This is a genomic window from Sorangium sp. So ce117, assembly GCF_051524395.1.
Taxonomy (GTDB): domain Bacteria; phylum Myxococcota_A; class Polyangia; order Polyangiales; family Polyangiaceae; genus Sorangium; species Sorangium cellulosum_B.
Map to the genome: position 1 here is coordinate 8528516 of NZ_CP150309.1, position 24200 is coordinate 8552715.

Sequence of the window (24200 nt, forward strand, 5' to 3'; positions counted from 1 at the left end):
TCGCGTGCGGGTCGGGGGCGGCGGGCGGGGCTCCGCGCTGTGGGTCCCCTCGGTGGACGCTCGACATGCAGGGCATCCCCTTACCGCCTTCGCGCGCGCGTGACCACGGATCGTGGGGAAGCGTTTGTAGCGCCCCTGGGCGTCTGCTATCGCGCGCGGCGTGGTGAAAGCCCGTCCCCAGAGCGCGCCCCAGGGCGCGAAAGCGCGCCCGCAGGCGCCGAAGCCCGCCTCGGCTTCCCGCGTCCCCCGTCCTCCTGCCAAGAAAGACAGCCCAGGCAGCCGCCGGGGAGCGCAATCCAGCGAAGCCCCCCGGGCGAGCGACGCGGCGATCCCGCGAGGTCGCCCTCCCCGGCGCGAAAATCAGGCGCACGCCGACGACAAACCGCGACGCGCGAGCGAGCAGGGCGGCGCGACGCGCGCTGCGGAGCCGAGCAAGGAGAAGGAGCGGCGGGCCGGCGCGACGCGCGCTGCAGAGCCGGGCAAGGAGAAGGAGCGGCGGGCCGGCACGGCGCGCGCCGCCGAGCGGGGCGAGGGGGAGAAGACGGCCAAGCAGAGGGGCTCCGCGGCGCGCTCCTCCGGCGCGGCCCGCGGCCGGGCAGGGCGCGGGCCCCGCGCGGGAGGCGGCGACGAGGGGCGACGGCTCCCGGACGGGAGGCCCGCCGGCCGAGGCGCCGCGCAGCAGCAGCGCAGGAAGGCGGCCGAGCCGAGGCGGACGGAGGAGACCGACGCCGCGTTGCCGAAACGATCCGGGCGCGTGGCGCTGGTCGGGCGCCCCAACGTGGGCAAATCGACGCTGCTGAACGCGGCGCTCGGCCATCCGCTCGCGATCGTCTCGCCGACGCCTCAGACGACGCGCGACGCGATCCTCGGGGTCGTGCACCACGGCCCGGCGGAGATCGCGCTGCTCGACACGCCCGGCCTGCACCGGCCGCGCACGGAGCTCGGGCGCGTGATGAACCAGGCGGCGCGCGAGGCGGCGCGGGGCGCCGACGTGATCGTGTTCGTGACCGAAGCGCCGGATCCCGCGCGCCTGCCGCGGCGCGTGAAGGAGGGGGAGGACGGCCCGCCGCTCGCGCCGCACCCGAGCGATCTGACGTTGCTCGCGGACCTGGGGAGCGACGCGCCGGTGGTGTTCGTGCTCAACAAGGTCGACCGGATGCGGGACAAGGCGCTGCTCTTGCCGCTCCTCGACGCGTTCGCCAAGCTCCGGGAGTTCGCGGCGATCGTCCCCATCTCGGCGCTGCGCGAGGACGGCGTCCAGCGCGTGCTCGACGAGGTGGCGAAGCTCTGTCCCGAGGGGGACTGGGGCTTCGCGCCCGATGAGCTCACCGACAGGCCGACGCGCTTCTTCGCCGCCGAGTACGTGCGCGAGCAGATCCTGCGCGCGACGAAGGCCGAGGTGCCCCACGCGAGCGCCGTGCAGATCGAGCGCTACGTCGAGCCGACAGGCGAGGGCGCGCTGCACATCGACGCGACCATCCACGTGGAGCGGCCCGGGCAGAAGAAGATCCTGATCGGCGCCGGCGCGGAGCAGCTGAAGCGCATCGGCACGGAGGCTCGGCTCCGGATAGAGGAGCTCGTCGGCCGGCAGGTGAACCTCAAGCTCTGGGTCCGGGTGACGCCAGAGTGGCGTGAGTCGCGAGAGCGGCTGGACGAGCTCGGTTACAACAAGGGAGAGACCTCGTGAGCGCGGCAAAGCCAGCCCTATCCAGATCGAACAAGCGCAGCCAGGGAGCCGCCGGAGGCGGGCGGACGGCGAAGAAGGGCGACGCCCTTGAGAAGAAGAGGGGCGGCGTCGCTCCCAGGAAGGGCGCTGCCGCCTCCGGGAAGGGCGCTGCCGCTCCCGGAAAGAGCGCAGCGGCCCCCGGCAAGAGCGCTGCTGCTCGCGGAAAGAGCGCGGCGGCCCCCGGCAAGGGCGCTGCTGCTCGCGGAAAGAGCGCGGCGGCCCCCGTCAAGAGCGCCGCCGGATCGAAGAAGGGCAGCAGATCAGGCCCGAGCAAGGGCCGTGCTCTCGCCGAGCCGATCGGCCACGAGGCGGCTCAGGACAGGGAGGATCTCGCGGCGGACCTGGCCGAGGAGGTCATCGCGGCCGCCGAGGACGCCGCGGCCGATGCGCCTGCGCCGCCCCCGTCGGCCGGGATCGTGGCGCTGGTCGGGCGGCCCAACACCGGCAAGAGCACGCTGTTCAACCGGCTGATCGGCAAGCGCGTCGCGATCGTGCACGACGAGCCCGGGGTGACCCGCGATCGCCACTACGGCGACGTCACCTCGCGGGGACGGCGCTTCACGCTCGTCGACACGGGCGGGTTCGACCCCGAGAGCGATGATCCCATGCGGCAGGGGATCAAGCGGCAGATCGACCTCGCCATCGCCGAGGCCGACGTCATCGTGTGCGTTCTCGACGCCGTGACGCCGGTCACGCCGTCGGAGCACGCCGAGCTCGGCCTGCTGCGCCGCGCGGGCAAGCCCGTGATCTACGTCGCCAACAAGGCGGACTCGCCGAAGGCCGAGGTGGAGGCGGCGGAGCTGTACCGCCTCGGGATGGATCGGCTCATCCCGATCAGCGCCCTCCATGGCCGCGGCATCTCGGATCTGGAGATGGCCATCGAGGCGGCGCTCCCCAAGGAGCCCCCGGCGCCCGAGGAGTCGGCCGCGGGGGCGCTCCGCATCGCCATCATCGGGCGGCCCAACGCGGGGAAGTCGTCGCTCGTCAACCGCATCGCGGGCGAGGAGCGCATGCTGGTCGACGCGACGCCCGGCACGACGCGCGATCCGATCGACACGCTGGCCGAGCGCGACGGGAAGCGGTTCTTGCTGATCGACACGGCCGGCATCCGGCGCAAGGCGAAGGTGACGAAGGAGGACAGCGCCGTCGAGGCGGTCAGCGTGATCCACGCGATCCGCGCCATGGAGCGGGCGGAGGTCGTGCTCCTGCTCTGCGACGCGGCCGAGGGCGTGGCCGAGCAGGACGCGAAGATCCTCGGCCTCGCGGTCGATCGCGGGTGCGGCGTCGTGATCGGCCTCAACAAGATCGATCTCCTCGATCGCAAGGCGCTCGCCAAGGCGGAGCAGGACGCCCGCGACAAGCTCTCGTTCGTGCCGTGGGCGCCGATCGCGCACGTGAGCGCGCGCAGCGGGCGCGGCGTGGCGAAGCTCATCGAGAGCGTGGCCCAGGTGGCCGACGCCTACCGGAAGCGCGTGCCCACCGGGGAGCTCAACCGCTTCTTCGAGCAGATCCTGCTCACGCACCCGCCGCCGACGCACGGCGGGCGCGCGCCCCGCCTGTTCTTCGTCACGCAGGCCGAGACGTCGCCGCCGCTGTTCGTCGTCGTCGCGAGCGATCCCGACAAGCTCCACTTCAGCTACCGGCGCTACGTGGCGAACCAGCTCCGGCAGGCGTTCGGGCTGGAGGGCGTGCCGGTCCGCGTGAAGTACAAGGAGCGCAGGCGGCGGGGGTAGGACGGGGGCAGCCCAGCTGCCTCCTCCAGACCGCTCCGAGTCACCCCAGGGCAGCCAGAAGAACCGACGAGCTGCCCCTGGCTACCCCGCCGCCCCGGGCAGCGGCGCCAGCACGTCGGCGATCCTCGCGAGCCCGGCCACGTCGTGGATGTCGTACGGGAACGCCGGGACGTCGACGCGGACGCTGCCGGCGCTCTGCTCGTCTTCGAGCGCCGCCTCGAGGGCGATCAGGTTCAGCTGATCGAGCTTGCCCATGCGGCTCTCGTCCTTGGCGGCCTGAAGCAGGCGCGCCGCGGCGCCGGAGGCGAGCGCAAGGCTGCTCCCGTCGAGCGCGGCGGCGATCTCGCCGACGCCGGGGAGCGCGCCGTACACCGGGTGGACGCGGTTCACGACGAACGCGTCGCGATGCATCTGCTGCTCGCGCAGGCGATCGGCGAAGTACAGCACCTCGCGCACGCAGAGCGGATCGGGCGTCGTGACGAGCACGTAGGCCACGTCGGGGCCGCGGAGCGCCGACGCCACCGCGTCCGCCCGCTGCTTCCAGCCGCCGAAGACCGCGTTCATCTCGCTGATGAACCCCGCGATCTGCTCGAGGAAGCCGCTGCCGGTCAGCTTGCCGATGCCCCGCAGCACCGCGGCGGTCGAGCGCGCCAGCAGGTTGAGCGAGAGCTTGCCGGAGCTCTGGAAGGCCTGCACGAACCACCGCGTCGCCGCGCCGTCGATGGCGCCGACGAGGCGCTCCGGCGCGTCGAGGAAATCCAGCGCGTTCGCCGTGGGCGGCGTGTCGAGCAGGACGAGGTCGTAGCTCGGGTCGCTCCTGACGGCGTAGAGCTTCTCCATCGCCATGTACTCCTGCGTGCCCGCGAGCGACGTGGAGATGTACTTGTAGAGGACGTTGCCCAGGATCCGGTCGCGCTGCTCGGGCGTGGGGGCGAGCGACGAGACGAGGCCGTCGAAGGTCGACTTCGTGTCGAGCATCATGACGGTCATCGAGCCGGGCACGTCGACCCCCGCCCTGGCGAAGCGGGCGGGCTCGATCGTCTGCGCCTCCGTCGTCATCTCCTCGAGCCCGAGGCTCTGGGATAACCGGCGCGCCGGATCGATCGTCAGGCAAAGGACGCGCTTGCCGCGGCGGGCAGCGGCCAGGCCGAGCGCTGCAGTCGTGGTCGTCTTGCCGACGCCGCCGCAGCCGACGCAGAGGATCACCCTGCGGGAGGCGAGCAACGGGGCCAGACCGGCGTGGTCTGCCTGAAAGGACGCGTCGGCGGCGGGCGGGCTGTTCCTAGGGGGTGCGAGCGAGCCGGGCATTGCGCGCGACCTGAGGCCGCGGCCCCTTGTAGCACGAACCGGGGGGGCGCGAGCGCCCGGCCTGCCGTGTCGCGAGCGGCCAGCTGCAGCGCAGCGACCGCTCAGCCTGCGGCGCAGCGACCGCTCAGCCTGCGGCGCAGCGACCGCTCAGCCTGCGGCGGCGCGGCCGCTCAGGCGGCGCGGAGGATGCGCAAGCACCCCGCAGCGGCCCGGGCAATGGAGGCGCCACGCTCCGCCGTGCCGCCACGGCCGCAGAGCAGCACCTCGCCGCCTGACACCGAGAGGCTCTGGACCTCGACGTCGGCGGTGAGCGTGGCGATGCGCGAGCCGACCGCCGCGCTCTGCACCGCCTCCGGGTTGGCGAGGAGGGGGGCGTAAGCGGCGAGCTCCTCACACGCCGGCCACGCGCCCGCCCCGGCGACGAGGCAGCCGCTGTCGTCCACGAGGACCACGACGTCCAGGTTCGCCTCGGCGCGGGTCGTCGAGAGCTGGTAGTGCAGCGCGGTGACCGGATCCTCGCTGCGGCGGCGCCGCCGCTCGGAGGTGGGGATCCCCTCATCCAGGGCCGCTGTGCCCTGCTCGACCGAGGGCGCGCCGGGATCGACCGGGCGCTCTGCGCGGCCTCCCGGCCTGCCGCCAGCGCAGCCGTCCGACGCGAGCTGAGGCACAAGCTGCTGGTTCGATAACGAGAGCGACACGAACACCTCCTCGACGCGAAGGATGGTCGCAGCGCACGCGGGCGGCCAACTTTGCTAAGTTCGGAGCGACGATGCGCGGCTTCATCGATCTGCACTCCCACTGGGTCGCCGGCGTCGACGACGGCGCCCGCACCGTCGAGGAGAGCCTCGCCCTCCTCACCGCGCTCCGCGGCGCCGGGTTCGACACCGTCGTGGCGACCCCGCACATGCGCCCCGGGATGTTCGACAACACCCGGCAGGGCCTCCAGGCCGCCTACGACGCGACCTGCGCCGCGCTGCGGGCCGCGGCCGGCGCGCGCGACCTGCCCGCGCTCGATCTCTCGTCGGAGCACTTCTTCGACGACATCGTCTTCCAGCGCCTCCTCGACGGCAGCGCCCTCCCCTTCCCCGGCGGCCGCGCCGCGCTCGTCGAGTTCCCGACCCGGAGCTTCCCCGCCCGGGCCGCGGAGCGGATCTTCGATCTCAGCCGCCGCAAGCTCCGCCCCGTCATCGCCCACCCGGAGCGCTACGAGCCCGTCTTCGACGACATCTCCTCGCTCGATCCGCTGCTCGACGCGGGCGCGGTGCTCCTCCTCGACGTCGCGGCGCTCACCGGCAAGTACGGGCGCACCCCCCGCCGGGCCGCCGAGCAGCTGCTCGAGGCCGGCTACTACTACGCCGCGTGCAGCGACGCCCACGCCGCAAAGGACGTCCCCGACGTGCGCGACGGCATCAAGGCCCTCTTCGCCAGGGTCGGCGAGGAGGAGGCGAGCTTCATGCTCATCAACGGCCCGCGCGCGATCCTCGAAGGCACCGTCGACCCCTGAGGCCGTGAACCACCCGCTCGCTTGACGGGCCGCCGTCCATCGCTATAAGCGAACGGCACGTTCACTATTCACCATGGCGCAGTACCTCAAAGACGACGTCCAGGAGAGCATCACCTCCGCCGCGCTGACGATCTTCGCGCGGAAGGGGTACGAGAGCGCGACCATGGCCGAGATCGCCCGGGCGGCCGGCGTCTCGACGGGCAACATCTACCGGTACTTCGCGAACAAGGACGCGCTCTTCTACGGGATCGTCGACGACGGCTTCGCCCGCGCCTTCACGATCCTGCTGCGCCGCCGCGTGAAGGCGCTCGACGGCGTGGAGGACGTCCGGGCGCTCCCGCCGACGGCCGCCTACCACCTGATCTCCGAGGAGCTCCTCCGCTTCTGCATCGAGAACAGGCTGCGCGTCGTGATCCTCCTGGGGCGGGCCGGCGGCTCCAGGTACGAGCGGTTCTCCGAGGAGACCGTCGAACGCCTCATCGCGCTGGCGATCGAGCACTTCCGCGCCCTCGACCCATGCCTCTCGGTGACCGAGGCGATGCGGTTCAACCTGGACCAGATCTACAAGGGCTTCGTCAGGACGACGGTGAACGCCCTCGCCCGCTTCGAGGACGAGGACGCCATCCGGGAAGCGGTCCACGGTTACTCGAAGTACCACCTTGCCGGACTCAGGAGCTTCTTCGCGTAACCTTCGCTACGCCTCGCCTCGCCTCAAAAGTGAACGAATCATTCATCATTCACCCATCGAGCTCGACCCCTCGCGGAGGCGAGGGGCGCAAGGAGGCCCATCATGCTGGAGAGCACGCTTGATCTGCCCGTCGAGGCGCGCGCCGTCCTCGAGGAAGAGGCCACGCTCCTCGAGCGCGTGCGCGCCGCGCTGAACAGGGCGCAGGAGCGCGCCGCGCGCGCCTTCGGGCGCGCGCCGCGCGAGCTCAGGTCCGTCGCGGCGCTCCGGGAGCTCCGCGACGAGGCCGCCGCGGCCTCGGCCGACGATCTGCCGGCGGTGCTCCTCGAGATGAGCGTGCGGCAGCGCCTTATCGAGCAGGAGCCCAGGGAGGCGCTGCCCGACCCGCTCTGCCCGTACCTCGCCCACCTCCGGGTCGACGAGGGCAAAGGGGCGAAGGACTACCTGCTCGGCCACGCGACGTTCCTGGATCCGTCGGCCGACGTGCGCATCCTCGACTGGCGCGTCGCGCCGGTGGCGCAGATCTTCTACCGGTACCGCGAGGGCGACGAGTACGAGGAGGCCTTCCCGGGGCGCGTGGCCGAGGGCGTGGTGAAGGCGCGCCGCATCGTCGTCGTGGAGCGCGGCGCCCTCACCCGGATCGTGGGCGACGGCCTCGTCCTGACGCGGCGAGGCGACGGGCGATGGACCCTCGCGGAGCGCGCGGCGCTCGCCATGCAGCCGGGCGGCGCGGGCACGGCCGCCCGCCCCGGGAGCCTCGGCGTCGGCGCCGGCGCCACGGACCACGCGAAGGCCGCGGAGGTCACCGCCCTGCTCGACGCCGACCAGTACGCCGCCGTGTGCGCGCCCCCCGAGCAGCCGCTCCTCGTGCTCGGCAGCGCCGGGAGCGGAAAGACGACCGTGGCGCTGCACCGCCTCGCCCGGATCGCCGCGCTCGATCCGGCGAGGTGCCCGCTCTCGGCCATGAACGTCGTCGTCCCCGAGGAGGGCCTCGCGCGCCTGTCGCGCCGCCTGCTCTCGCCGCTCGGCGCGGGGGAAGCCCAGGTGAAGACGCTCGACGCCTGGTCGTCGGCGACCGCGCGTGAGGTCTTCGGCAAGCCGATCGCCCTGTGCGACGATCCCCCGGCGCTCGTCTCCAGCCTCAAGCGCCACCCGGCGCTCTACGGTGCGCTGCGCGAGCGATTCGCCAGGCTCGCCCCGGCGAACACGACGCTCCCGCGGCTGCGCCGCCGCCTCGCCGACGTCTTCACGGATCGAGGGTTCCTCGAGGGCGTCGTCGCCGCCTCGGGCGGGGACCTCCCCAGGAGCGCGGTCGAGGAGACCGTCCGGCACACCCTGCTGCAGATCGCCGAGCCGCTCGACCGGCAGCTCGCCTCGATCACCGTGGCCTCGATGAAGCGGGCGCTCGACGGCCGCGCCATCGCGGAAGGGACGCCGGACGAGCTCGCGGGGACGCTCGACATCGACGATCTGCCGATCCTGCTCTTCCTTCGCGCCGCTCGCCGCGGCCTGGACGGGGCGGGGTGGTCGCACCTCGTGCTCGACGAGGCCGAGGACTTCTCGCTGTTCGAGCTGTTCGTCCTGGGGAAGCTCCTTGGCGAGACGCGCAGCGTCACGCTCGCCGGCGACGAGGCGCAGCAGACCTCCTCGAGCTTCGCCGGGTGGGAGGCGGCGCGAGCCGCGCTCGGCGTGGGCGACGCGGCGACCTGCCGCCTCGCGGTGTCGTACCGGTGCCCGCAGCCGGTGACGGAGCTCGCGCGGCGGCTCCTCGGCGAGCTCGCGCCCGAGGCGCCCGCGCGCGCGGCCCGGGACGGCGCGCCGGTCGGCCTCTTCCGCTTCCCGAGCGAGGCGCAGGCGCAGCTGTTCCTCGCCGGCGCGCTCCGCGACCTCGTCGGGCGGGAGCCCCGCGCCTCGGTGGCCGTCATCGCGCGGGACGCGGGCGCCGCGCGGGAGCTCCACGCGCTGATCGCGGAGCTGCCGGAGGCGAGGCTCGTGCTGGAGGGCGCGTTCTCGTTCGAGCCGGGCATCGACGTCACCGACGTGGACAGCGCGAAGGGGCTCGAGTTCGACTACGTCGTCGTGCCCGACGCGACCGCGGCGGCGTACCCGATGAACCACGAGGCCCGCCGGCGGCTCCACGTCGCGGTGACGCGGACGTCGCACCAGCTCTGGCTCATCTCCGGAGCCGCGTGGTCGCCGCTCCTCGGCGACGTGGTGGCGAGCTGACGCTCGCCGCGGCGCCCTAGGGGCGCGGCCCGGCCGGCGCGGAGACGGCGGCGGGAGGGAGCGGGCTGTCCCTCACCGCCGCGGTCCCGGCGAGCGCGACCCCGAGGACGGCGGCCCCGAACACCAGCAGCGCCTGCAGCCAGCGCCGCGGGGCGGGCCGAGGCTCCACCTCGTCGACGGCCGAGCGATCCCCGGGATCGAGCGACTCGAGCGCGGCGCGCAGCTGCTGCGTGCGGAGGTGGGACGCGTCGCCCAGGATCTGTCCGAGCCAGCCGGCGACGAGCGCGTCGTTGCCCGGGTTCGCGGCGCCCGGGATCGCCTCCTCGAGCGCGCGCATGAGCTTCGCGGCCGTCGCCGTGCGCGCGGTGGGCGACTTGGCGAGCGCCTCGGAGACGAGGCGATCGAGCGCAGGGGGGATCGGCTCGGGCGGCGGCGGCGCGCTCAGGCGCTCCGCGAACCCGCGCCGGGACGGGACCGCCCGCGACGACAGCGGCGCGGCAGGCCGCTCGCTCGCGATGTGGGTCATCGTGCTCTCGCTGTCGTCGGCCTGGAAGGGATGAGCGCCCGACAGGAGCTCGTAGAGGAGCACCCCCACCCCGAAGAGATCGGACCGCCGATCGCACGGCTGCCCCCGGATGTGCTCCGGCGCCATGTACGGCGCGCTGCTCCGGAACAGGAACGCGCCCCCCTCGCCGCCCGCCGCGCCCACCGTCAAAGCGCGCCCGCCGTCGCCGCGCAGCGCCTGCGGCCGTCGCTCGGACATCCGCCCTTCCTCGAGCTTCGCGATGCCGAAATCGACCATGCGGACGAGCCCCTCGGACGTGATGAGGACGTTGTCCGGCGAGACGTCGTAGTGCAGGAGCTCCCGGGGGTTGCCGCCCTCGTCCCGCAGCTCGTGCGCGGCGTCGAGGGCCGCGCAGATCTGGTAGGCGAGCCTCGCCGCGACCAGCACCGGCGCCGGTCGCCCGCGCGCGGCGCGCAGCACCGACGAGAGCGGCTCCCCGCTCACCCACTCCATGACATAGAAGAACGTGCCGTCCGTCTCGCCCAGATCCACGACGGGCACCACGTTCGGGTGCCTGATGCGCGCGGCCAGCGCGGCTTCGTCGAGGAATGTCCGGACAGCGTCGGGATCGGGCGAGAGCTCCGGGCGAAGCACCTTGATCGCGAAGAGCCGCTGAAACCCGTGCTCCCGCCTCAGCCGCGCCGCCCAGACCTCGCCCACGTCGCCTGCGGCCACCCGCAGGACGAGCTCGTACCGGCCCAGGGAAAACCCCGGGAAATAGCGCCCCCCGCCCCCCACGCGGAAGATGTGGCCCACAGTTGAAGAGCCCGCCAGTGCTCCCGGTGTGCGACGATCACGATTGTTGCCCTGGTTGTGAGACTCGACCTCAACCAGGAACCGCTTCCGACCGCGACATCACCGCCCTCCGGAGCGCCTGCCGGGCCAGCCCGCTGCTCGGACGTTTTCGGTCCTATCCGGGGTGCGGGGGTCTTGCTTCCTGAACAACCGGACAGTAAAGCTGCCGGAAACTGTTGCCCTGCGCGTCGTGGGTCCACCTCCGCGGTCCCCCGCCGTCGCCCCCCTCCTATCGCTCCCTCCCGAGGTACGCATGAGTGACGAGAAGAACACCAAGCAGAAGTCTGCCGCCCTCGAGCTCGCGATCGCCAGCGTCGAGAAGGAGTACGGCAAGGGGGCGATCATGCGCCTCAAGGACGGGCAGACGCTGCACGACGAGGTCGCGGCCGTGGCGACCGGCTCGCTCGGCCTGGACATCGCCCTCGGCATCGGCGGCTACCCGCGCGGCCGCATCGTCGAGGTCTACGGGCCGGAGTCGAGCGGCAAGACGACCCTCACCCTCCACGCCATCGCGGCCGTCCAGCGGGCGGGCGGGACGGCGGCGTTCATCGACGCCGAGCACGCCCTCGACGTGAACTACGCCAAGAAGCTCGGCGTGAAGACCGACGAGCTGCTCATCTCCCAGCCCGACTACGGCGAGCAGGCGCTCGAGATCGCCGACATGCTGGTCCGCTCGAACGCCGTCGACATCATCGTCGTCGACTCGGTCGCCGCGCTCGTCCCCAAGGCCGAGATCGAGGGCGACATGGGCGACAGCCACGTCGGCCTCCAGGCCCGGCTGATGAGCCAGGCGCTCCGCAAGCTGACCGGCACGACCTCGCGCTCGCAGTGCCTGCTGATGTTCATCAACCAGATCCGGATGAAGATCGGCGTCATGTTCGGCAGCCCCGAGACGACGAGCGGCGGCAACGCCCTCAAGTTCTACGCCTCGGTCCGGCTCGACATCCGCCGCATCGGCGCCATCAAGGAGGCCGCCGCGGGCGGCAAGGAGCCGGCGGTCGTCGGCAACCGGACCCGCGTCAAGGTCGTGAAGAACAAGATGGCTCCCCCGTTCCGCGAGGTGGAGTTCGACATCCTGTACGGCCAGGGCATCAGCCACAGCGGCGACGTCATCGACCTCGCGACCGAGGCGAGCATCATCGAGAAGAGCGGCTCCTGGTTCTCGTTCCAGGGCGAGCGCATCGGTCAGGGCCGGGAGAACGCCCGCACCTACCTCGAGCAGCACCCGGCGGTGCTCGACAAGATCGAGTCGATGGTCCTCGCGAAGCACGGCATCTCGCGCGTCGGCGGGGCCGCCCCGACGAACGGCGCCGCGAGCCCCGGCCCGAAGGGCGGAGCGGCAGCGGCCGAGGCCCCCGCGCAGGCGAAGGGTCGCGGCGAGGCAGCCGCGTCCGGCCAGGACGCCCGCCGTCCCCCGGGCAAGACGAACTGACGCCGGCTGCCATCGACGCCATGCACCTCTACGTGATGCGGCACGGCCCGGCGGAGGAGCGGGCGACCAGCGGGCGCGACGCGGACCGGAGGCTCACCCCCGAGGGCCGCGAGCGCGTGGCGCGGGTCTCGCTCGAGCTCCACCGCCTCCGGGGCGGCGCCCCGCTGCCGCTGGTGCTCGCGAGCCCCCTCGCGCGCGCGAGAGAGACCGCCGAGATCGCGGCGCCGATCTGCGGCGCGCCGGAGGTCGAGCTCCGGGACGAGCTCGCGCTCGACGCCGGGCTCCCGAGTTCGCTGGTCGCCGCGCTCGCCCGAGGCGGCGCCGACGCGCTGCTCGTCGGGCACCAGCCGAACGTGGAGCACCTCATCCGTACGCTCGTCGACACGCCCGGCCGGGGCGCGACAGCGCTGCTCCCCGCCGGCTTCTGTACTGCCCTGGTCGTCGCCCTCGATCCGGAGCCTTCCCAGCGCGCGCAGGGCCGCTGGCGCATGACGCAGATCCTCGATCCCCGGGCGCTCACCTCGCGATGAGCGAGGCGCTGCGCACGCGCCGTGTCATGGCGAGAGAGAGCAGGAGCAGAAGACGCGCGTCCGAGGCGGAAGGCGGCCCGACAGGCGCAGGCGCGCGCGACCTTCACTACAAACACATGAATTTGCAGAGGAAATCCAGATCACCGGCGAGCGGCGGCCGGGGCGCCCTCCCTCTCCCTCCGGAGGGTCCGGCCACCCGCTTACGTAGTCACAAATCCGAATGATTTCGATGTTCTCGGCCGCTCGCTTGACAAGGATCCCACCCGAGAATACGCCCAAATAAGGAGGATTGAGATGGCGGGACAGATGGCCTTCCCCTTCGCTCAACCCCCTCCAGGCCGTCTGTCGCGCAGCGGTGGGAAGGGCGCGGCGCGTACTTCTCTGCTGCCGCGTGTCGCCCGGGCGGTCGTCCGGGTGCCGGACCCCCGTCATCATCCGATCGACATCGATCTGCCGCCGGGTCAGCCGCACATCTACGTGCACGAGGGGGCGCGCCAGGCGCTCATCCGGCGGCTGGAGCTGGCCCAGAAGCGGCCGGTCCTCCTCTCGGTGACCGACAACTACCGGCAGATGATCTCCTCCTCGCTCCGGGAGGGCATCCTGCAGGCGCGCGTCCACCACATGTTCCTGGATGCGCCGGCGGTCGTGCAGGAGGCGCTCGTCCGGTACGTCGTGAGGCAGGACCGGGCCGCCTCGCTCGTGGTCGGCCAGTACATCGACGAGAACGGCCACCGCATCCGGGCGAGCCGGCCGGTGAGCACGCCGCTCTCGACGCAGGGGCGGACGCACGACCTGCTGATCCTGTTCCAGAAGCTGAACCACGGGTACTTCGGCGGCGGGGTCGACGCGCTGATCACCTGGGGCAAGCGGACCAAGGCCCGGAAGCCGCGGCGCACCATCAAGCTCGGGAGCTACTCGGCGGTCGAGCGGCTGATCCGCATCCACCCGGTGCTCGACCGGCCCTGGGTCCCCCGCTACTTCATCTGTTACGTCATCTACCACGAGATGCTCCACCACGTGATGCCGGCGAGCCACGGCAACGGGCGCCGGATGCTCCATCCGCCCCAGTTCCTCGCCCGCGAGCGGCTCTTCCGCGACTACGAGCGCTCCCTCGCCTGGGAGCAGGACCACGTGGGGCGGCTCCTCCGCACCTGACGCATCCATCGCCTGCGGACGCACGTCATCCGGCGGCGTGTCGAGCGACGAACGCGACCAACGCGACCAACGCGACGAACCATTGCGCGAAGGTGCGGCTGGCTCTAAACCGGCGAACCCCCGTTCGGGCCGCGCCAGCCGGCGCCCCGTGGGCGACCCCGTAACCTCGAAAGTGTGGAAGGCCAGCGTGCAGGAGATTCTCACCCAGGAAGCGAGCCCCAAGCGGGCGATGGAGGCCCTCGAGTGGGCCGTCCAGCGAGCAGAGAAGGCGGAGGCCGAGCAGCCCGAAGCGGGCGCCGAGCCACGCGCCTCGTCCAGGGTGATCTCCGGGCGGCCCGCCGACTTCAAGGCCGCGGCCGCCGCCTACCTGCCCGATGTCCGCAAGCTGCTCGACCGGGTCATGATGAGCGACGACGCCGAGGCCGGGCTCGACGCCCTGCTCGAGTCGGGCGCCCTCGCCGCGATGCTGCCCGAGGTCGAGGCGATGGTGGGCTTCGGCGACGGGGAGTGGCGCCACAAGGACGTCTGGAAGCACACGAAGCAGGTGGTGCGTCAGGCCGTCCCGAGGCTCGAGGTCCGCTGGGCGGCCCTGCTCCACGACATCGGCAAGACGAGGACGCGCTCCATCTCGCCGACGGGCGAGGTCCATTTCTTCGGTCACGCCGAGGTCGGCGCGCGCATGTTCGACAAGATCGACCGGCGGCTGCCGCTCTTCACGAAGGAGGATGCGCTGAGGAACAGCATCCGCTTCCTGATCCTGCACCACCTCCGGGCGAGCCAGTACGACGCGTCGTGGACCGACAGCGCGGTGCGCCGGTTCGCCAAGGAGATGGGCGGCTGCCTGAAGGACGTGCTCGACCTGTCGCGGGCGGACATCACCACGAAGCGGCCCGAGAAGAAGCGGAAGGGGCTGAAGCAGATCAGCGAGCTCGCCGAGCGGGTGCTCCAGGTCCAGGCGGAGGACGCGGTGGTGCCGCCGCTGCCGAGCGGCATCGGCGACGCCCTCATGCATGCGTTCGGGCTGCCGCCGTCGCGGCGGGTCGGCGAGATCAAGCGCGCGCTGGAGGAGGCGGTCGAGGCGGGCGAGGTGGCGTCGCACCAGGAGGCGGACGTCTACATCGCGTTCCTCCGGGAGCACGCGGCGCGATTCGGGATCTGAGGGCGTAGCGCAGAGGGGCCCGGGACCGCCATGTTCGTCGCGCTAGAGAGCAGGCGCTGAGCGGTCGCCCGCACAGGAGACGGGTCCAGATCGGCGTCTTCGGAGCGGAAGCGCACTCCAGTGCGCTGAGCACCGAAGACGCCGAGATGGGCCCGTATCCGAAGCGGGCGACCGCTCAGCGAAGGGGGGCGGTGCAGGTGATGCAGCGCTGGGGGACGCCTTCCTTGTGGTAGTGCTCGCCGCAACGGCCGCAGAGACGAGCGTCGGCCTCGAAGGCGATCAGCTTGTCGGTCGCCTTGCAGCGGAGGCCGGCGACCTGCGGCGGCTCCAGCGGGCGCACCTCGCCGGCGGCATCGTCGGGCGGAGGCAGCGCGCCTTCCTTGATGTCCGCCGCTCGCGCGGGGATACGCACCCTCGCCTCGGCCAGCACGCGCGCGGCCGCCGGGAGGTGCGCTCGCAGCGGGATGGCGATCGCCGTGCCGCTGCCCTGGACCGTGAGCGCGGTCTCCGTGAGCAACAGGCCCGTGACATCGTGCCAGCCGATGCGCTCGATCTCGCCAGGTCCGCTCTCCAGCCCCACCCCGGCATCACCGACACGAAGCGCCTTCATCGACCACTGACCGAAGAGCCCCACCGCCGCCCCGAGGAGCAAGGCGCCGAGGAGCAGGTACGTGGCCGCCGGGTGCGCGCCCGCGTCCTCGCCCCGGAACCACTGGCCATAAACCCCCGCCCCGGCCAGCAGCGCCGCGACGGACATGCCGAGCATCGTGAGGCCGAGCTCGAGCGACGCCTTCGGCTCGAAGCGTCGCTCGCTCCGCGGATCGGTCCGCTGCCGCAACACGACCTCACCGCCCTGCCCCGTGGTCCCCGAACCCTTGCGCTTGCGCTTCACCGGTCTGTCGCCTGCCATCGGCGGCTTCCTATCGGAGGAGACGCCCGGACGCAAAGGGGCTCAGCCGAGGCCAGCGCTCCGCGCGAGCAGCCAGACCGGAGCCGCCCCCCGCCCGCGCGGCAAGGACGGAGAGGTATGCTGGGACAGTGATGCTCTCGATGCCCAACGCAGCGACGTACGTCCTGCCCGCGCTGGGCATCGGGCTCGCAGCCCTCGCCATCCTGGGGCCAGGCTCGCCACGCATGGCCACCGGCGTGCGGGTGTGGGGGGCGCCCGTCGCCGGAAGCGAGGCGCTGGCGCTCCGCGTCGAAGGGGTGCGCCGCCTCCACGGCGCCGACGATCCGGCGGCCATCCCGCAGATCGAGGTGAGCGCCACGTCCGCAGGGTCGCCGCTCGAACGATGGACCGGCTCGCTCGGCAAGGACGGCATCGGCGAGGCGCTGCTGCGCGCGCCAGCGGGGCTGCGGGAGCCGGTGACCGCGCGGATCGCGCTGGGCGGCGACACGCTCCTGGAGCGGCAGCTCCCGCTGCTGCCGCCGCTCCCAGCGGCGCACGCGACCGCGCTGCCAGGCGCGGCGCACGCGACCGCGCTGCCAGGCGCGGCGCACGCGACCGCGCTGCCAGGCGCGGCGCACGGGGAGCTCCGGCTGCAGGTCACGGCGGCGCGGGGAGCCCTGGCAGCTCCGTTCCCGGAGCGGGTGCGGGTCGCGATGGAGACGCGAGACGGAACGCCCGCGGCAGGGGCTCGCCTCGAGGCGAGCGCCGTCGGGGCAGAGATCGAGGGGCACGGCAGCGATCCGGCACAGATCACGGCCGATGCGCGCGGCGCCGCGGAGCTCACGCTCAAGCCGCTGGCGCACACCGTCGAGCTCACGCTCCGCGCGACCCACCCGGGGAGCGCACCGCCAGGGACACGGATCGCGAGCGGCACCTGGGAAGGGAAGCTGCCCGTGATCCCAGGAGCCATCTGGCTCGATCCGGGCGGTCTCGATCGCGAACGGCCCGAGCTCCGGTTGATCTCCCCGACGCCGAGGCCACGCGCCTACGTCTCGATCGGAGGTGCGCGCGGCCGTGCGGTCGGGACGATCGTCCCGCTCGCGGCGGACGGAGCGGGCTTCTTCTCGGGGAGGGTGACGCTCCCGGACAGCGCCGCGCCCGGGGAGGCGGACTGGGCCGTTGTCGCGAGCGACCCCTACGAGCGGGGCGCAGGCACGGTGGCGTGGCCGATCACGTCCGCGGCGGCGTCCGCCTCGCCGCGGCGCGTGGAGCTGCTCGCGGATGGGATGCCGGCGGCCGAGGCGCGCGAGCGGGCCCGCGCCTCGCATGCGCGGCGCGCTGGCCTCGGGGTCCTCGCCGCCTCCGCGGTGGCGCAGGTGCTGCTGCTCGCGCTGCGATCCAGGACCGCGCGGCGCCGCCTGGAGGCGCACGTCGCCGCCGCCTCGGGCGGCGACGGCAAAGACGGCGCCCATGGTGCGCCGCTGTCCAGGGAGGATCGCGACCGGCTGCTCGCCGCCGTGCGGGCGGAGCCGCTGCTGTCGGCGTTCGCCCTCGCCGCGCTCGTCGGGCTCTCCTTCGCGACGGTCGCGGCGCTCGCCACGTTCCGATGACCCAAGGGCGCGTGCCGCCTCGTGGATTTGATCCGCGGCGGGCCCCGAGCCGCTAGACTGGACGGCCAGGCGGCACGGGGCGGGAGGACGACAGACAGGGCATGTCCGAGCAGCAGCGGTACCGGGTCATCAAGCGCCTCGCCTCCGGAGGCATGGCGGAGGTCTTCGTCGCCGAGAGCGCGGGGATCGAAGGGTTCAAGAAGCAGGTCGCGATCAAGCGCGTCCTGCCGCAGCTCAGCAAAAAAGAGCAGTTCATCGCGATGTTCCTCGATGAGGCGCGCCTCTCGGCGCACCTCTCGCACTCGAACGTCGTGTCGGTGTTCGACATCGGCGTCGGCGACGGCACCTACTTCATCGTCATGGAGTACGTGGACGGCGCCGACCTGAGGGCCCTCCTCGATCACCAGAAGAAGGTCGGCCGGCCGATGGCCGTCGAGGTGGCCGCCTTCATGGCCGCGAAGATGTGCCAGGGCCTCGCCTACGCGCACGATCTCGCGACCGGGGACGGCAAGCCGCTCCAGATCGTGCACCGGGACATCACGCCGGCCAACGTGCTCATCACCCGCTACGGCGAGGTGAAGATCGTGGACTTCGGGCTCGCGAAGGCGTCGAGCCAGCTCGCCGAGAGCGACGCGGGCATCATCAAGGGGAAGTTCGGCTACCTGGCGCCCGAGACGGTGCTCGAGCAAGGCGTCGACCAGCGCGTCGACATCTTCGCGCTCGGGATCATCCTCTGGGAGATGCTCGCCGGGCGCCGGTTGTTCCTCGGCGACTCCGACTACATCACGGTGCGGCTGGTGCGCGACGCGGTGATCCCCTCGCTCCAGCAGATCAACAGCGATGTGCCGCGCGAGCTGGAGCAGATCATCCGCCGCGCGCTCGCCCGCGACCCGGCGGCCCGCTACCTGTCGGCGCGCGAGCTCGGGCGCGACCTGACCCGCTTCCTCTACCGCTACGGCCGCCCGGTGAGCGAGGACGACGTCGCCTCGCTCGTGGAGCGCGCCAAGGGCGGGCCGGCGCGAGCGATCGACGGGACGCAGAAGATCGCCGAGCTCATCGACATGATGCTCCTCGAGTTCAAGTCGCTCACGAAGGAGCCGACCGCCGGCGGCAGCGGCCTGAGCCTGCTGCCCACCCTGGAGGGCGCCGCGATCCTGACGCACGGGAACGAGCACCCGAGCTCGCCGCCCCCGCGCAGCGAGGGGCCGCTCGGGGGGCTCGCCGACGAGCTGGAAGGCCCGGACTCGCTCCACCAGGACGAGTCCTCGTCCTCGGTGACGGCCTGGTTCCGGGGGCTCATTCCGCGCTAGATCCCTTCGCGGACAGCGACGTGACGTCCACGCCGCCGCGCTGTCCCATCCGTTCCATCCCATGACCCGTCACTGGCCAGGAGGAGCCCTCCTCCGGCCCACAGCAAAGGCAAAGAGAAGATGAGCGTCGAGATTGGAAAGCCGTTTCCGCGCTTCGCCGTGCCGAACCAGGACGGCAAGACCGTGAAGCTCGAGGATTTCGCGGGCAAATGGCTCGTCCTCTACGTCTATCCGAAGGACGACACGCCGGGATGCACGATCCAGGGCAAGTCGTTCACGGCCTCCAAGGCCGATTTCGACGACGCCAACATCGCCGTGGTCGGCGTCAGCGAGGACGACGTCACGTCGCACAAGAGCTTCTGCGACAAGTTCTCCTTCACCATCGATCTGCTCGCCGACACGCGCCACGAGCTGCTCAAGGCCGCGGGCGTCGGGCAGAGCGAGTGGAAAGGCACCCTGTACTGGGACCGGACGACATTCGTCATCGATCCGTCGGGCGTGCTGCGAAAGACCTACCTGAAGGTGAAGCCCGACGGGCACGAGCAGGCCCTCCTCAAGGACATCGCGGAGCTCAAGGCCCAGGCCTGAACGCCGCGACCGCCTGCGAGGGCAGGGCGCACGGAGGAGGGCGCTCCACCTGCGCAAAAACCTGCTCACGCTGGATTTGCTGGCATGTCGCCCCTACCCTGTCGCCCTTGTGGCACCACGCCCTCCTTTCGCTCCCGATCGAATCGTATCGCTCACGATCCTCGCGGCGATCGCCGCGGCGGCGATCGCGAGCGCTTCCGTGGTGGGCGCCTGTAAAGGCGCCGGGGGCGGCGGGTCCGTCGGCTCGAGTACGGGCGACGCCAGCGGCTGTCCGATGGGGCCAAGACAGGCGCTGTTCACGATCACCGTGCGCGCGAGAGGCGCCACCGTCCCACCGGACACCACCATTCACATCGCGTGGAGCGCCGCGGACGAGCCGATCTTCGTCCTGAGCGATCCGACCACCTGGAAGACGCTCGACGAGGCCAACCTGGTGTGCGCCGTCGATCGCGCGCAGCCTCCTCCCGAAGCGCTGGAGACGCTCGTCTGCGAGCTGTGGACGGCCGGGGTGACGTGGGTGAAGATCTCGGGGACAGGCTACGACGACTTCGAGCAGACGCTCACGCCCGTCATGAACGACGAGTGCGAGAGCTTCCTGCCCCAGAACGTCGATATCGAGCTCGTCCCGGCGGTGGACGGGGGCACGGGCGAGTAGCCGGAGGGCGGCGCACCGGGGCGATGTGATCGCTGCCAAGCCCAGGCGCGCTCTCCTGTCGAAGGCAGCATGCGCCCCAATCCCCTCATTCCCCTGCTCTTTCCGGCCTTCCTCTCCGCTTGCGGCTCAGCTCCCGAGGCGAAGGCCCCGGCCCCCGGCGGGCAGACGTTCCCCGAGGCGGTCGCGATGATGTGCGACGTCGACAGGAGAGCCGGGCTCGACCCGGAGGCGGATCCGATCAGCGTCGGGCAGATGCGGTCGGCGTGGATCGGAGAGCACGTGGAGAGCCCCGATGGAATCGAGCTCCGCACGATGCTCAGCGTGAAAGGGGCCGCAGAGCAGGGCGCGATGCTGCGCGAAGAGGCCAAGAAAGCAGGACTCGCGCGCTGCGCGCTCGCGGACTCGCTGGAGGCGGACGGGACAGGCGGGCTATCGCCGTGACGCCATGAATGCACAGGAGCAGCAGCTGCGCCCAGCCCTCCCGGCGGGGCGCAGCTGGCCGGAACGTGCGACGGGGGATGGGAGATCGCGCCACCTCGCTGGCTCCCCCTCGCCTGCCCGCCTATCCTGATCTCATGGCCGCGCCGACCCCGCTCCGCCTCGCCTGGGCGACCGACGTCCACCTCAACTTCCTCTCCCGCGAGGACCTCGCCGCCTTCTGCTCCACCCTCGCCGCCACCGCCTCCGATGCCGTCCTCTTCACCGGCGACATCGCGGAAGCCACGAGCCTCCGCCCCCTCCTCGAGACCGTCGCCCAGGCCATCGAGCGCCCGCTCTACTTCGTCCTCGGCAACCACGATTTCTACCGCGGGAGCATCGCCGCCGTGCGCACGATGGCCGCCGAGCTCTCGGTCACCTCCCCGTGGCTCAGGTGGCTCCCGTCGATCCCCCACGTCGAGCTCGGCCCGGACACCGCCCTCGTCGGCCACGACGGCTGGGCCGACGCCCGCCTCGGCGATTACGAGAGATCGCCCGTCTCGCTCAACGATTACGTGCTCATCCAGGAGCTCACCTCCCTCGACCGGCACCGCCGGAGAGAGGCCCTCCACCGCCTCGGCGACGAGGCCGCGGAATACCTGCGACGCATCCTGCCCGTGGCCCTCGAGCGGTACCGGCGCGTCATCGTCGCGACACACGTCCCCCCCTTCAAGGAGGCCTGCTGGCACGAAGGCCAGATCTCCAACGACGACTGGCTCCCCCATTTCACCTGCAAGGCCACAGGCGAGGTGCTCCGCGAGGCCGCCCTGCGGTACCCGGAGCGGCGGATCGAAGTGCTCTGCGGCCATACGCACGGCGCCGGCGTGGCGGAGATCCTCCCGAACCTCGTTGTGCGCACCGGCGGCGCCGAATACTACGAGCCCGCGGTGCAAGGCGTCATCACGACCGCGTAGGCCACCATCGCGCCGCGCACCCCGGCTCCCCACCGGGTCACCACCCTCGCGCTCGCGGGCATCCATCCCAGGTACCCACTTACTCCGGCACAACGTATCCTGCGCGTCCACGACCTCCGCCGAACTCGGCAGAATGGTGAGCCATGCCGACGAACGACCCCGACAGCCAGCTCGACGAGTTCCTTCGCGCGCTCGACGCAAACCCTCGCGCCGCCGACGTCTTCTATCCCAGGCAGGTGAACACGAGCCCGCCCGCCGGCGCGACGGACTACGACATCCCCGTCGCCCCCGGGGTGACGCTCGGCGCGCGCTGGCACCTGTCCGACCCACGGAATCCGACCGTGCTCGCGTTCCACGGCAATGGCGAGACCGTCCCCGACTACGACGACATCGCCGAGGGCTGGCATGACATCGGGCTCAACCTCTTCATGGTCGATTACCGCGGCTATGGCTGGAGCGGCGGGCAGCCGACGCTGCGCTCGCTCCGGGAAGATCCCGTGAAGGTCTCCGAGTTCTTCGAGCGCGAGCTCGCCGAGACGAGCCGCGCCGCAGGCCTCGAAGAGCCGCCGAAGCCGGTGCTCTTCGGCCGCTCGCTCGGCAGCTCCCCGGCGTCACGGATCGCCGCGCACCGCGGCGACGCGTACCGCGCGCTCCTCCTCGAGAGCGGGTTCAGCGACGTGCGGCAACTGCTCGCCCTCTTCGAGATCGACCTCGGCGATCTGCGCGACGAGGCGCACCGCAATTTCTCGAACCCGGAGCTCCTGAGGAACGTCCAGATCCCGGTCCTCGTCCTGCACGGCGCGCGCGACAGGCTGCTCCCGCCGGACCACGCCCGCGAGAACCACGCGGCCGTCCCCCACGAGAGGAAAGCCCTGCACCTCATCGACGGCGCCGGGCACAACGATATCCTCCTCTTCGCGTCCGCCTATTTCGGAGCGATACGGGCATTCCTGCAGAAGCACTGAGCGAAAGCACCGATCGGCGCTCGCCCGCTACACCTCAAAGAGCAGAAACGGCTTGCCGGTGAGCTTCCTGAGCAGCGGCATCGCCACGTTGTAGACCGGAGTCCCGTTCGACGTGTGCCCCTCGAGCGCCCCGTGGTGCGCGTGGCCGTGGAAGACCACGTCGGCGCCGTACAGATCGATCGGCGCGGCAAGGCGGCTCGTCCCAAGGAACGGCCTTATCTCCACGTTCTCGCCGACGGTCGTCTCGAGGATCGGCGTGTAATGCATGATCACGATCTTCTTCTCGCTGTCGAGCTGGGACAGCGCCGCCTCGAGCTTCAGCGCCTCGGTCACGGCCTCCTGCACGAACGCCTTGAGCGGGCCCTCGCCGAACGCCTGCAGCGTCGCGCTCCCGAACCCGCCCATGAAGCCCTTCACGCCGGCAACCCCGATGTCGTCGCGCAAGATCAGGTGATCGCCGTCGAGCACCTCGACGCCCGCGTCGCCCAGGAGCTTCGCGATCTCGGCGCCCGCCCCCCGGTCGAGATCGTGGTTGCCGAGCACGGCGGCGCACGGCATCGAGAGCCCGGCGAGCGCGTCGGCCAGCACCTTCGCCTCCTCGGGATGGCCGCGATCGGTGAGATCGCCGCACAGCACGAGCAGCTCCGCCTCCGCGTTCACCGCCTTCACGAGCTCGCGCATCCTGGCGCCGTGCTCCGGCCGGCAGTGCAGATCCGAGGACGCCGCGATGCGGCGCTTGCCCGGCTCCCCGTTCCCTCCGGCGACGGCGGCGCTCATGATCCCGGCTTGCGGACCCGCGCCGCCTCGACCTCCACCCCCGGCCCCTCCGCGCCGCCCGGAGCCCCGTCACGGCCCGGCTTCCCCTTGCCGACGCGAGGCCGCCCCGCCGCAGACCGCTGGCGCTTCCTGCACAGCGCCCCCCGCGCCGCCTCGGGCGCGGACGCAGCGGGCCCCACGTCGAGCCCGAGCTTCTCGTAGTCGTGCACGTACTGCTGCCTGCTGATCAGGTTGCCCCGGCATACCCGGAGCGGCGCGTCGCCGGCCCGCGTCTGCTCCAGCGTACGCCGGCAGAGCTCGTCGATGATCCACTCGGGCACCCGGCTCCGCGCGCCCGGATAGACGAAGCGGTACAGCGTCAGGTGCGCGAACAGGACCTCCCAGTAGGGACCGAACCGGGCGAGGAGCCTCTCCCAGTCCATCTCGTCCCCACACGCGTAGATGAGGTGGTTCACGTCGGCGCCGTCGTACCGCTCCCGCTCGTCCACGAACGCCTTCGTGAAGATGATCTCCTCGACCGGCGCGATCAGGCAAGAGTGCCCCAGGATCGTGGCCGGACGCGCGTGCTCGAACCAGCCGCCATCCACCACGGCCAGGCCGTTGCTCGACGAGAAGATGAGATCGATGAATCGGTCGCCCGCGTAGGCCTTCCCGATCCACCGCGGATCGATGAGCTCCGTCTCGAAGCCGGCCCGCTCCAGCGCCCTGAACGCCGCCGGCACCTCGCGCTCGTCCAGCATCACGTCGAGATCCTTCGTGTCCCGGAAAATGCCCGTGTACGCGAAGAAGGCATACGCCCCCGCCACCATGAACGGCACGCCGGCGCAGAGGAGGGCGTCCATCGCCCTCACCCTCACCTCCAGCTCGCCCGCGCGAGAGAGCTGGCCGGCGGGGTCGTCGAAGGCCGGAGGAGCGAGCGCCGCGCGCTCGCCGGCGCGCGTCGCCCGGGCTGAAAGCGCGTGCTCCGCGTCGCCTGCGACAGGGGATCCGCTGCGGACCATCCCCCTCTGCGTAATGAACAGGACGTGCGATGGCGACCCCCCTCCCCCCTCACGCGCCCGGAACATGCGTGGACGGCGTGGACCGCGTGGACCACGTCGGAAGACGCAGGAACGACGCGAACGAAGGAAGAGAAGCGGGCTCGTCCTCGCTGACCATTGCACGACGTGGCGGGTCTGGCTCAAGCTCGCCTGCCGG

At 72.0% G+C, this 24200-nt stretch carries 22 protein-coding genes; 16 read left to right on the plus strand and 6 right to left on the minus strand.

Going from position 1 to position 24200, the window contains the following annotated elements; genetic code table 11:
- Positions 1–163 precede the first annotated feature (163 nt).
- Positions 164–1687 carry a GTPase Era gene (era, locus tag WMF46_RS31800; protein WP_437980635.1) on the plus strand — a complete coding sequence of 508 codons (1524 nt, stop codon included), beginning with the start codon at positions 164–166 and terminating at the stop codon, positions 1685–1687.
- A complete protein-coding gene (der, locus tag WMF46_RS31805; RefSeq protein WP_437980636.1) occupies positions 1684–3459 on the plus strand; it encodes a ribosome biogenesis GTPase Der in 1776 nt (591 codons plus the stop codon). The genes era and der overlap by 4 nt, the downstream gene beginning before the upstream one ends.
- A gap of 81 nt (positions 3460–3540) precedes the next feature.
- On the opposite strand, the gene WMF46_RS31810 is transcribed toward der, so the two are convergent.
- Positions 3541–4767, minus strand: a complete 1227-nt coding sequence (locus WMF46_RS31810) for an ArsA family ATPase (RefSeq protein WP_437980637.1) — start codon at positions 4765–4767, stop codon at positions 3541–3543.
- Between the two features lie 170 nt (positions 4768–4937).
- Complete coding sequence (locus WMF46_RS31815) at positions 4938–5465, minus strand: hypothetical protein (RefSeq protein WP_437980638.1); 528 nt, start codon at positions 5463–5465, stop codon at positions 4938–4940.
- 71 nt (positions 5466–5536) lie between these two features.
- Here WMF46_RS31815 and WMF46_RS31820 point away from each other — a divergent pair, with 71 nt between their 5' ends.
- The 3 genes from WMF46_RS31820 (at position 5537) to WMF46_RS31830 (ending at position 9182) form a co-directional block, all read left to right on the plus strand.
- Entirely contained in the window at positions 5537–6271 is a 735-nt protein-coding gene (locus tag WMF46_RS31820) for a tyrosine-protein phosphatase (RefSeq protein ID WP_437740336.1), read from the plus strand.
- Positions 6272–6344: 73 nt separating this feature from the next.
- A complete protein-coding gene (locus WMF46_RS31825; protein WP_437980639.1) occupies positions 6345–6959 on the plus strand; it encodes a TetR/AcrR family transcriptional regulator in 615 nt (204 codons plus the stop codon).
- 102 nt (positions 6960–7061) lie between these two features.
- Positions 7062–9182 (plus strand): ATP-binding domain-containing protein, encoded by a 2121-nt coding sequence (locus tag WMF46_RS31830; protein WP_437980640.1) that lies wholly within the window; start codon positions 7062–7064, stop codon positions 9180–9182.
- Between the two features lie 16 nt (positions 9183–9198).
- On the opposite strand, the gene WMF46_RS31835 is transcribed toward WMF46_RS31830, so the two are convergent.
- The gene (locus WMF46_RS31835) at positions 9199–10503 is read right to left on the minus strand and encodes a serine/threonine-protein kinase (protein ID WP_437980641.1); all 1305 of its coding nucleotides are present in this window, start codon (positions 10501–10503) and stop codon (positions 9199–9201) included.
- A gap of 292 nt (positions 10504–10795) precedes the next feature.
- On the opposite strand from WMF46_RS31835, the gene recA reads away from it, so the two are divergent.
- The 4 genes from recA to WMF46_RS31855 all read left to right on the plus strand — a co-directional run bounded on the left by recA (position 10796) and on the right by WMF46_RS31855 (position 14818).
- Entirely contained in the window at positions 10796–11974 is a 1179-nt protein-coding gene (gene recA, locus WMF46_RS31840) for a recombinase RecA (RefSeq protein WP_437980642.1), read from the plus strand.
- Between the two features lie 20 nt (positions 11975–11994).
- Positions 11995–12504 (plus strand): SixA phosphatase family protein, encoded by a 510-nt coding sequence (locus WMF46_RS31845; RefSeq protein WP_437980643.1) that lies wholly within the window; start codon positions 11995–11997, stop codon positions 12502–12504.
- A 414-nt stretch (positions 12505–12918) separates the two neighbouring features.
- Positions 12919–13659: a hypothetical protein gene (locus WMF46_RS31850; RefSeq protein ID WP_437980644.1), complete on the plus strand. Its 741-nt coding sequence runs from the start codon at positions 12919–12921 to the stop codon at positions 13657–13659.
- Between the two features lie 187 nt (positions 13660–13846).
- On the plus strand, positions 13847–14818 hold the full coding sequence (locus WMF46_RS31855; protein WP_437980645.1) for an HDIG domain-containing metalloprotein: 972 nt from the start codon (positions 13847–13849) through the stop codon (positions 14816–14818).
- A 175-nt stretch (positions 14819–14993) separates the two neighbouring features.
- Here the strand turns inward: WMF46_RS31855 and WMF46_RS31860 are convergent, their stop codons facing one another.
- Positions 14994–15728, minus strand: a complete 735-nt coding sequence (locus WMF46_RS31860; protein WP_437980646.1) for a hypothetical protein — start codon at positions 15726–15728, stop codon at positions 14994–14996.
- 140 nt (positions 15729–15868) lie between these two features.
- Between WMF46_RS31860 and WMF46_RS31865 the strand changes: the two genes are divergently transcribed.
- The 7 genes from WMF46_RS31865 to WMF46_RS31895 all read left to right on the plus strand — a co-directional run bounded on the left by WMF46_RS31865 (position 15869) and on the right by WMF46_RS31895 (position 22226).
- Positions 15869–17317: a hypothetical protein gene (locus WMF46_RS31865; RefSeq protein ID WP_437980647.1), complete on the plus strand. Its 1449-nt coding sequence runs from the start codon at positions 15869–15871 to the stop codon at positions 17315–17317.
- 101 nt (positions 17318–17418) lie between these two features.
- Positions 17419–18627 carry a serine/threonine protein kinase gene (locus WMF46_RS31870; protein WP_437980648.1) on the plus strand — a complete coding sequence of 403 codons (1209 nt, stop codon included), beginning with the start codon at positions 17419–17421 and terminating at the stop codon, positions 18625–18627.
- Positions 18628–18747: 120 nt separating this feature from the next.
- Complete coding sequence (locus WMF46_RS31875; RefSeq protein ID WP_437980649.1) at positions 18748–19215, plus strand: peroxiredoxin; 468 nt, start codon at positions 18748–18750, stop codon at positions 19213–19215.
- 274 nt (positions 19216–19489) lie between these two features.
- Positions 19490–19870 (plus strand): hypothetical protein, encoded by a 381-nt coding sequence (locus WMF46_RS31880; protein WP_437980650.1) that lies wholly within the window; start codon positions 19490–19492, stop codon positions 19868–19870.
- Between the two features lie 69 nt (positions 19871–19939).
- Positions 19940–20311, plus strand: coding sequence for a hypothetical protein (locus WMF46_RS31885; RefSeq protein WP_437980651.1), 372 nt, complete (start codon positions 19940–19942; stop codon positions 20309–20311).
- 134 nt (positions 20312–20445) lie between these two features.
- A complete protein-coding gene (locus WMF46_RS31890) occupies positions 20446–21261 on the plus strand; it encodes a metallophosphoesterase family protein (RefSeq protein WP_437980652.1) in 816 nt (271 codons plus the stop codon).
- A gap of 143 nt (positions 21262–21404) precedes the next feature.
- The gene (locus WMF46_RS31895) at positions 21405–22226 is read left to right on the plus strand and encodes an alpha/beta hydrolase (RefSeq protein ID WP_437980653.1); all 822 of its coding nucleotides are present in this window, start codon (positions 21405–21407) and stop codon (positions 22224–22226) included.
- Positions 22227–22253: 27 nt separating this feature from the next.
- On the opposite strand, the gene WMF46_RS31900 is transcribed toward WMF46_RS31895, so the two are convergent.
- The gene (locus WMF46_RS31900; protein WP_437903334.1) at positions 22254–23003 is read right to left on the minus strand and encodes a metallophosphoesterase family protein; all 750 of its coding nucleotides are present in this window, start codon (positions 23001–23003) and stop codon (positions 22254–22256) included.
- Positions 23000–24004, minus strand: a complete 1005-nt coding sequence (locus tag WMF46_RS31905; protein ID WP_437980654.1) for a hypothetical protein — start codon at positions 24002–24004, stop codon at positions 23000–23002. The genes WMF46_RS31900 and WMF46_RS31905 overlap by 4 nt, the downstream gene beginning before the upstream one ends.
- Positions 24005–24200: the final 196 nt, after the last annotated feature.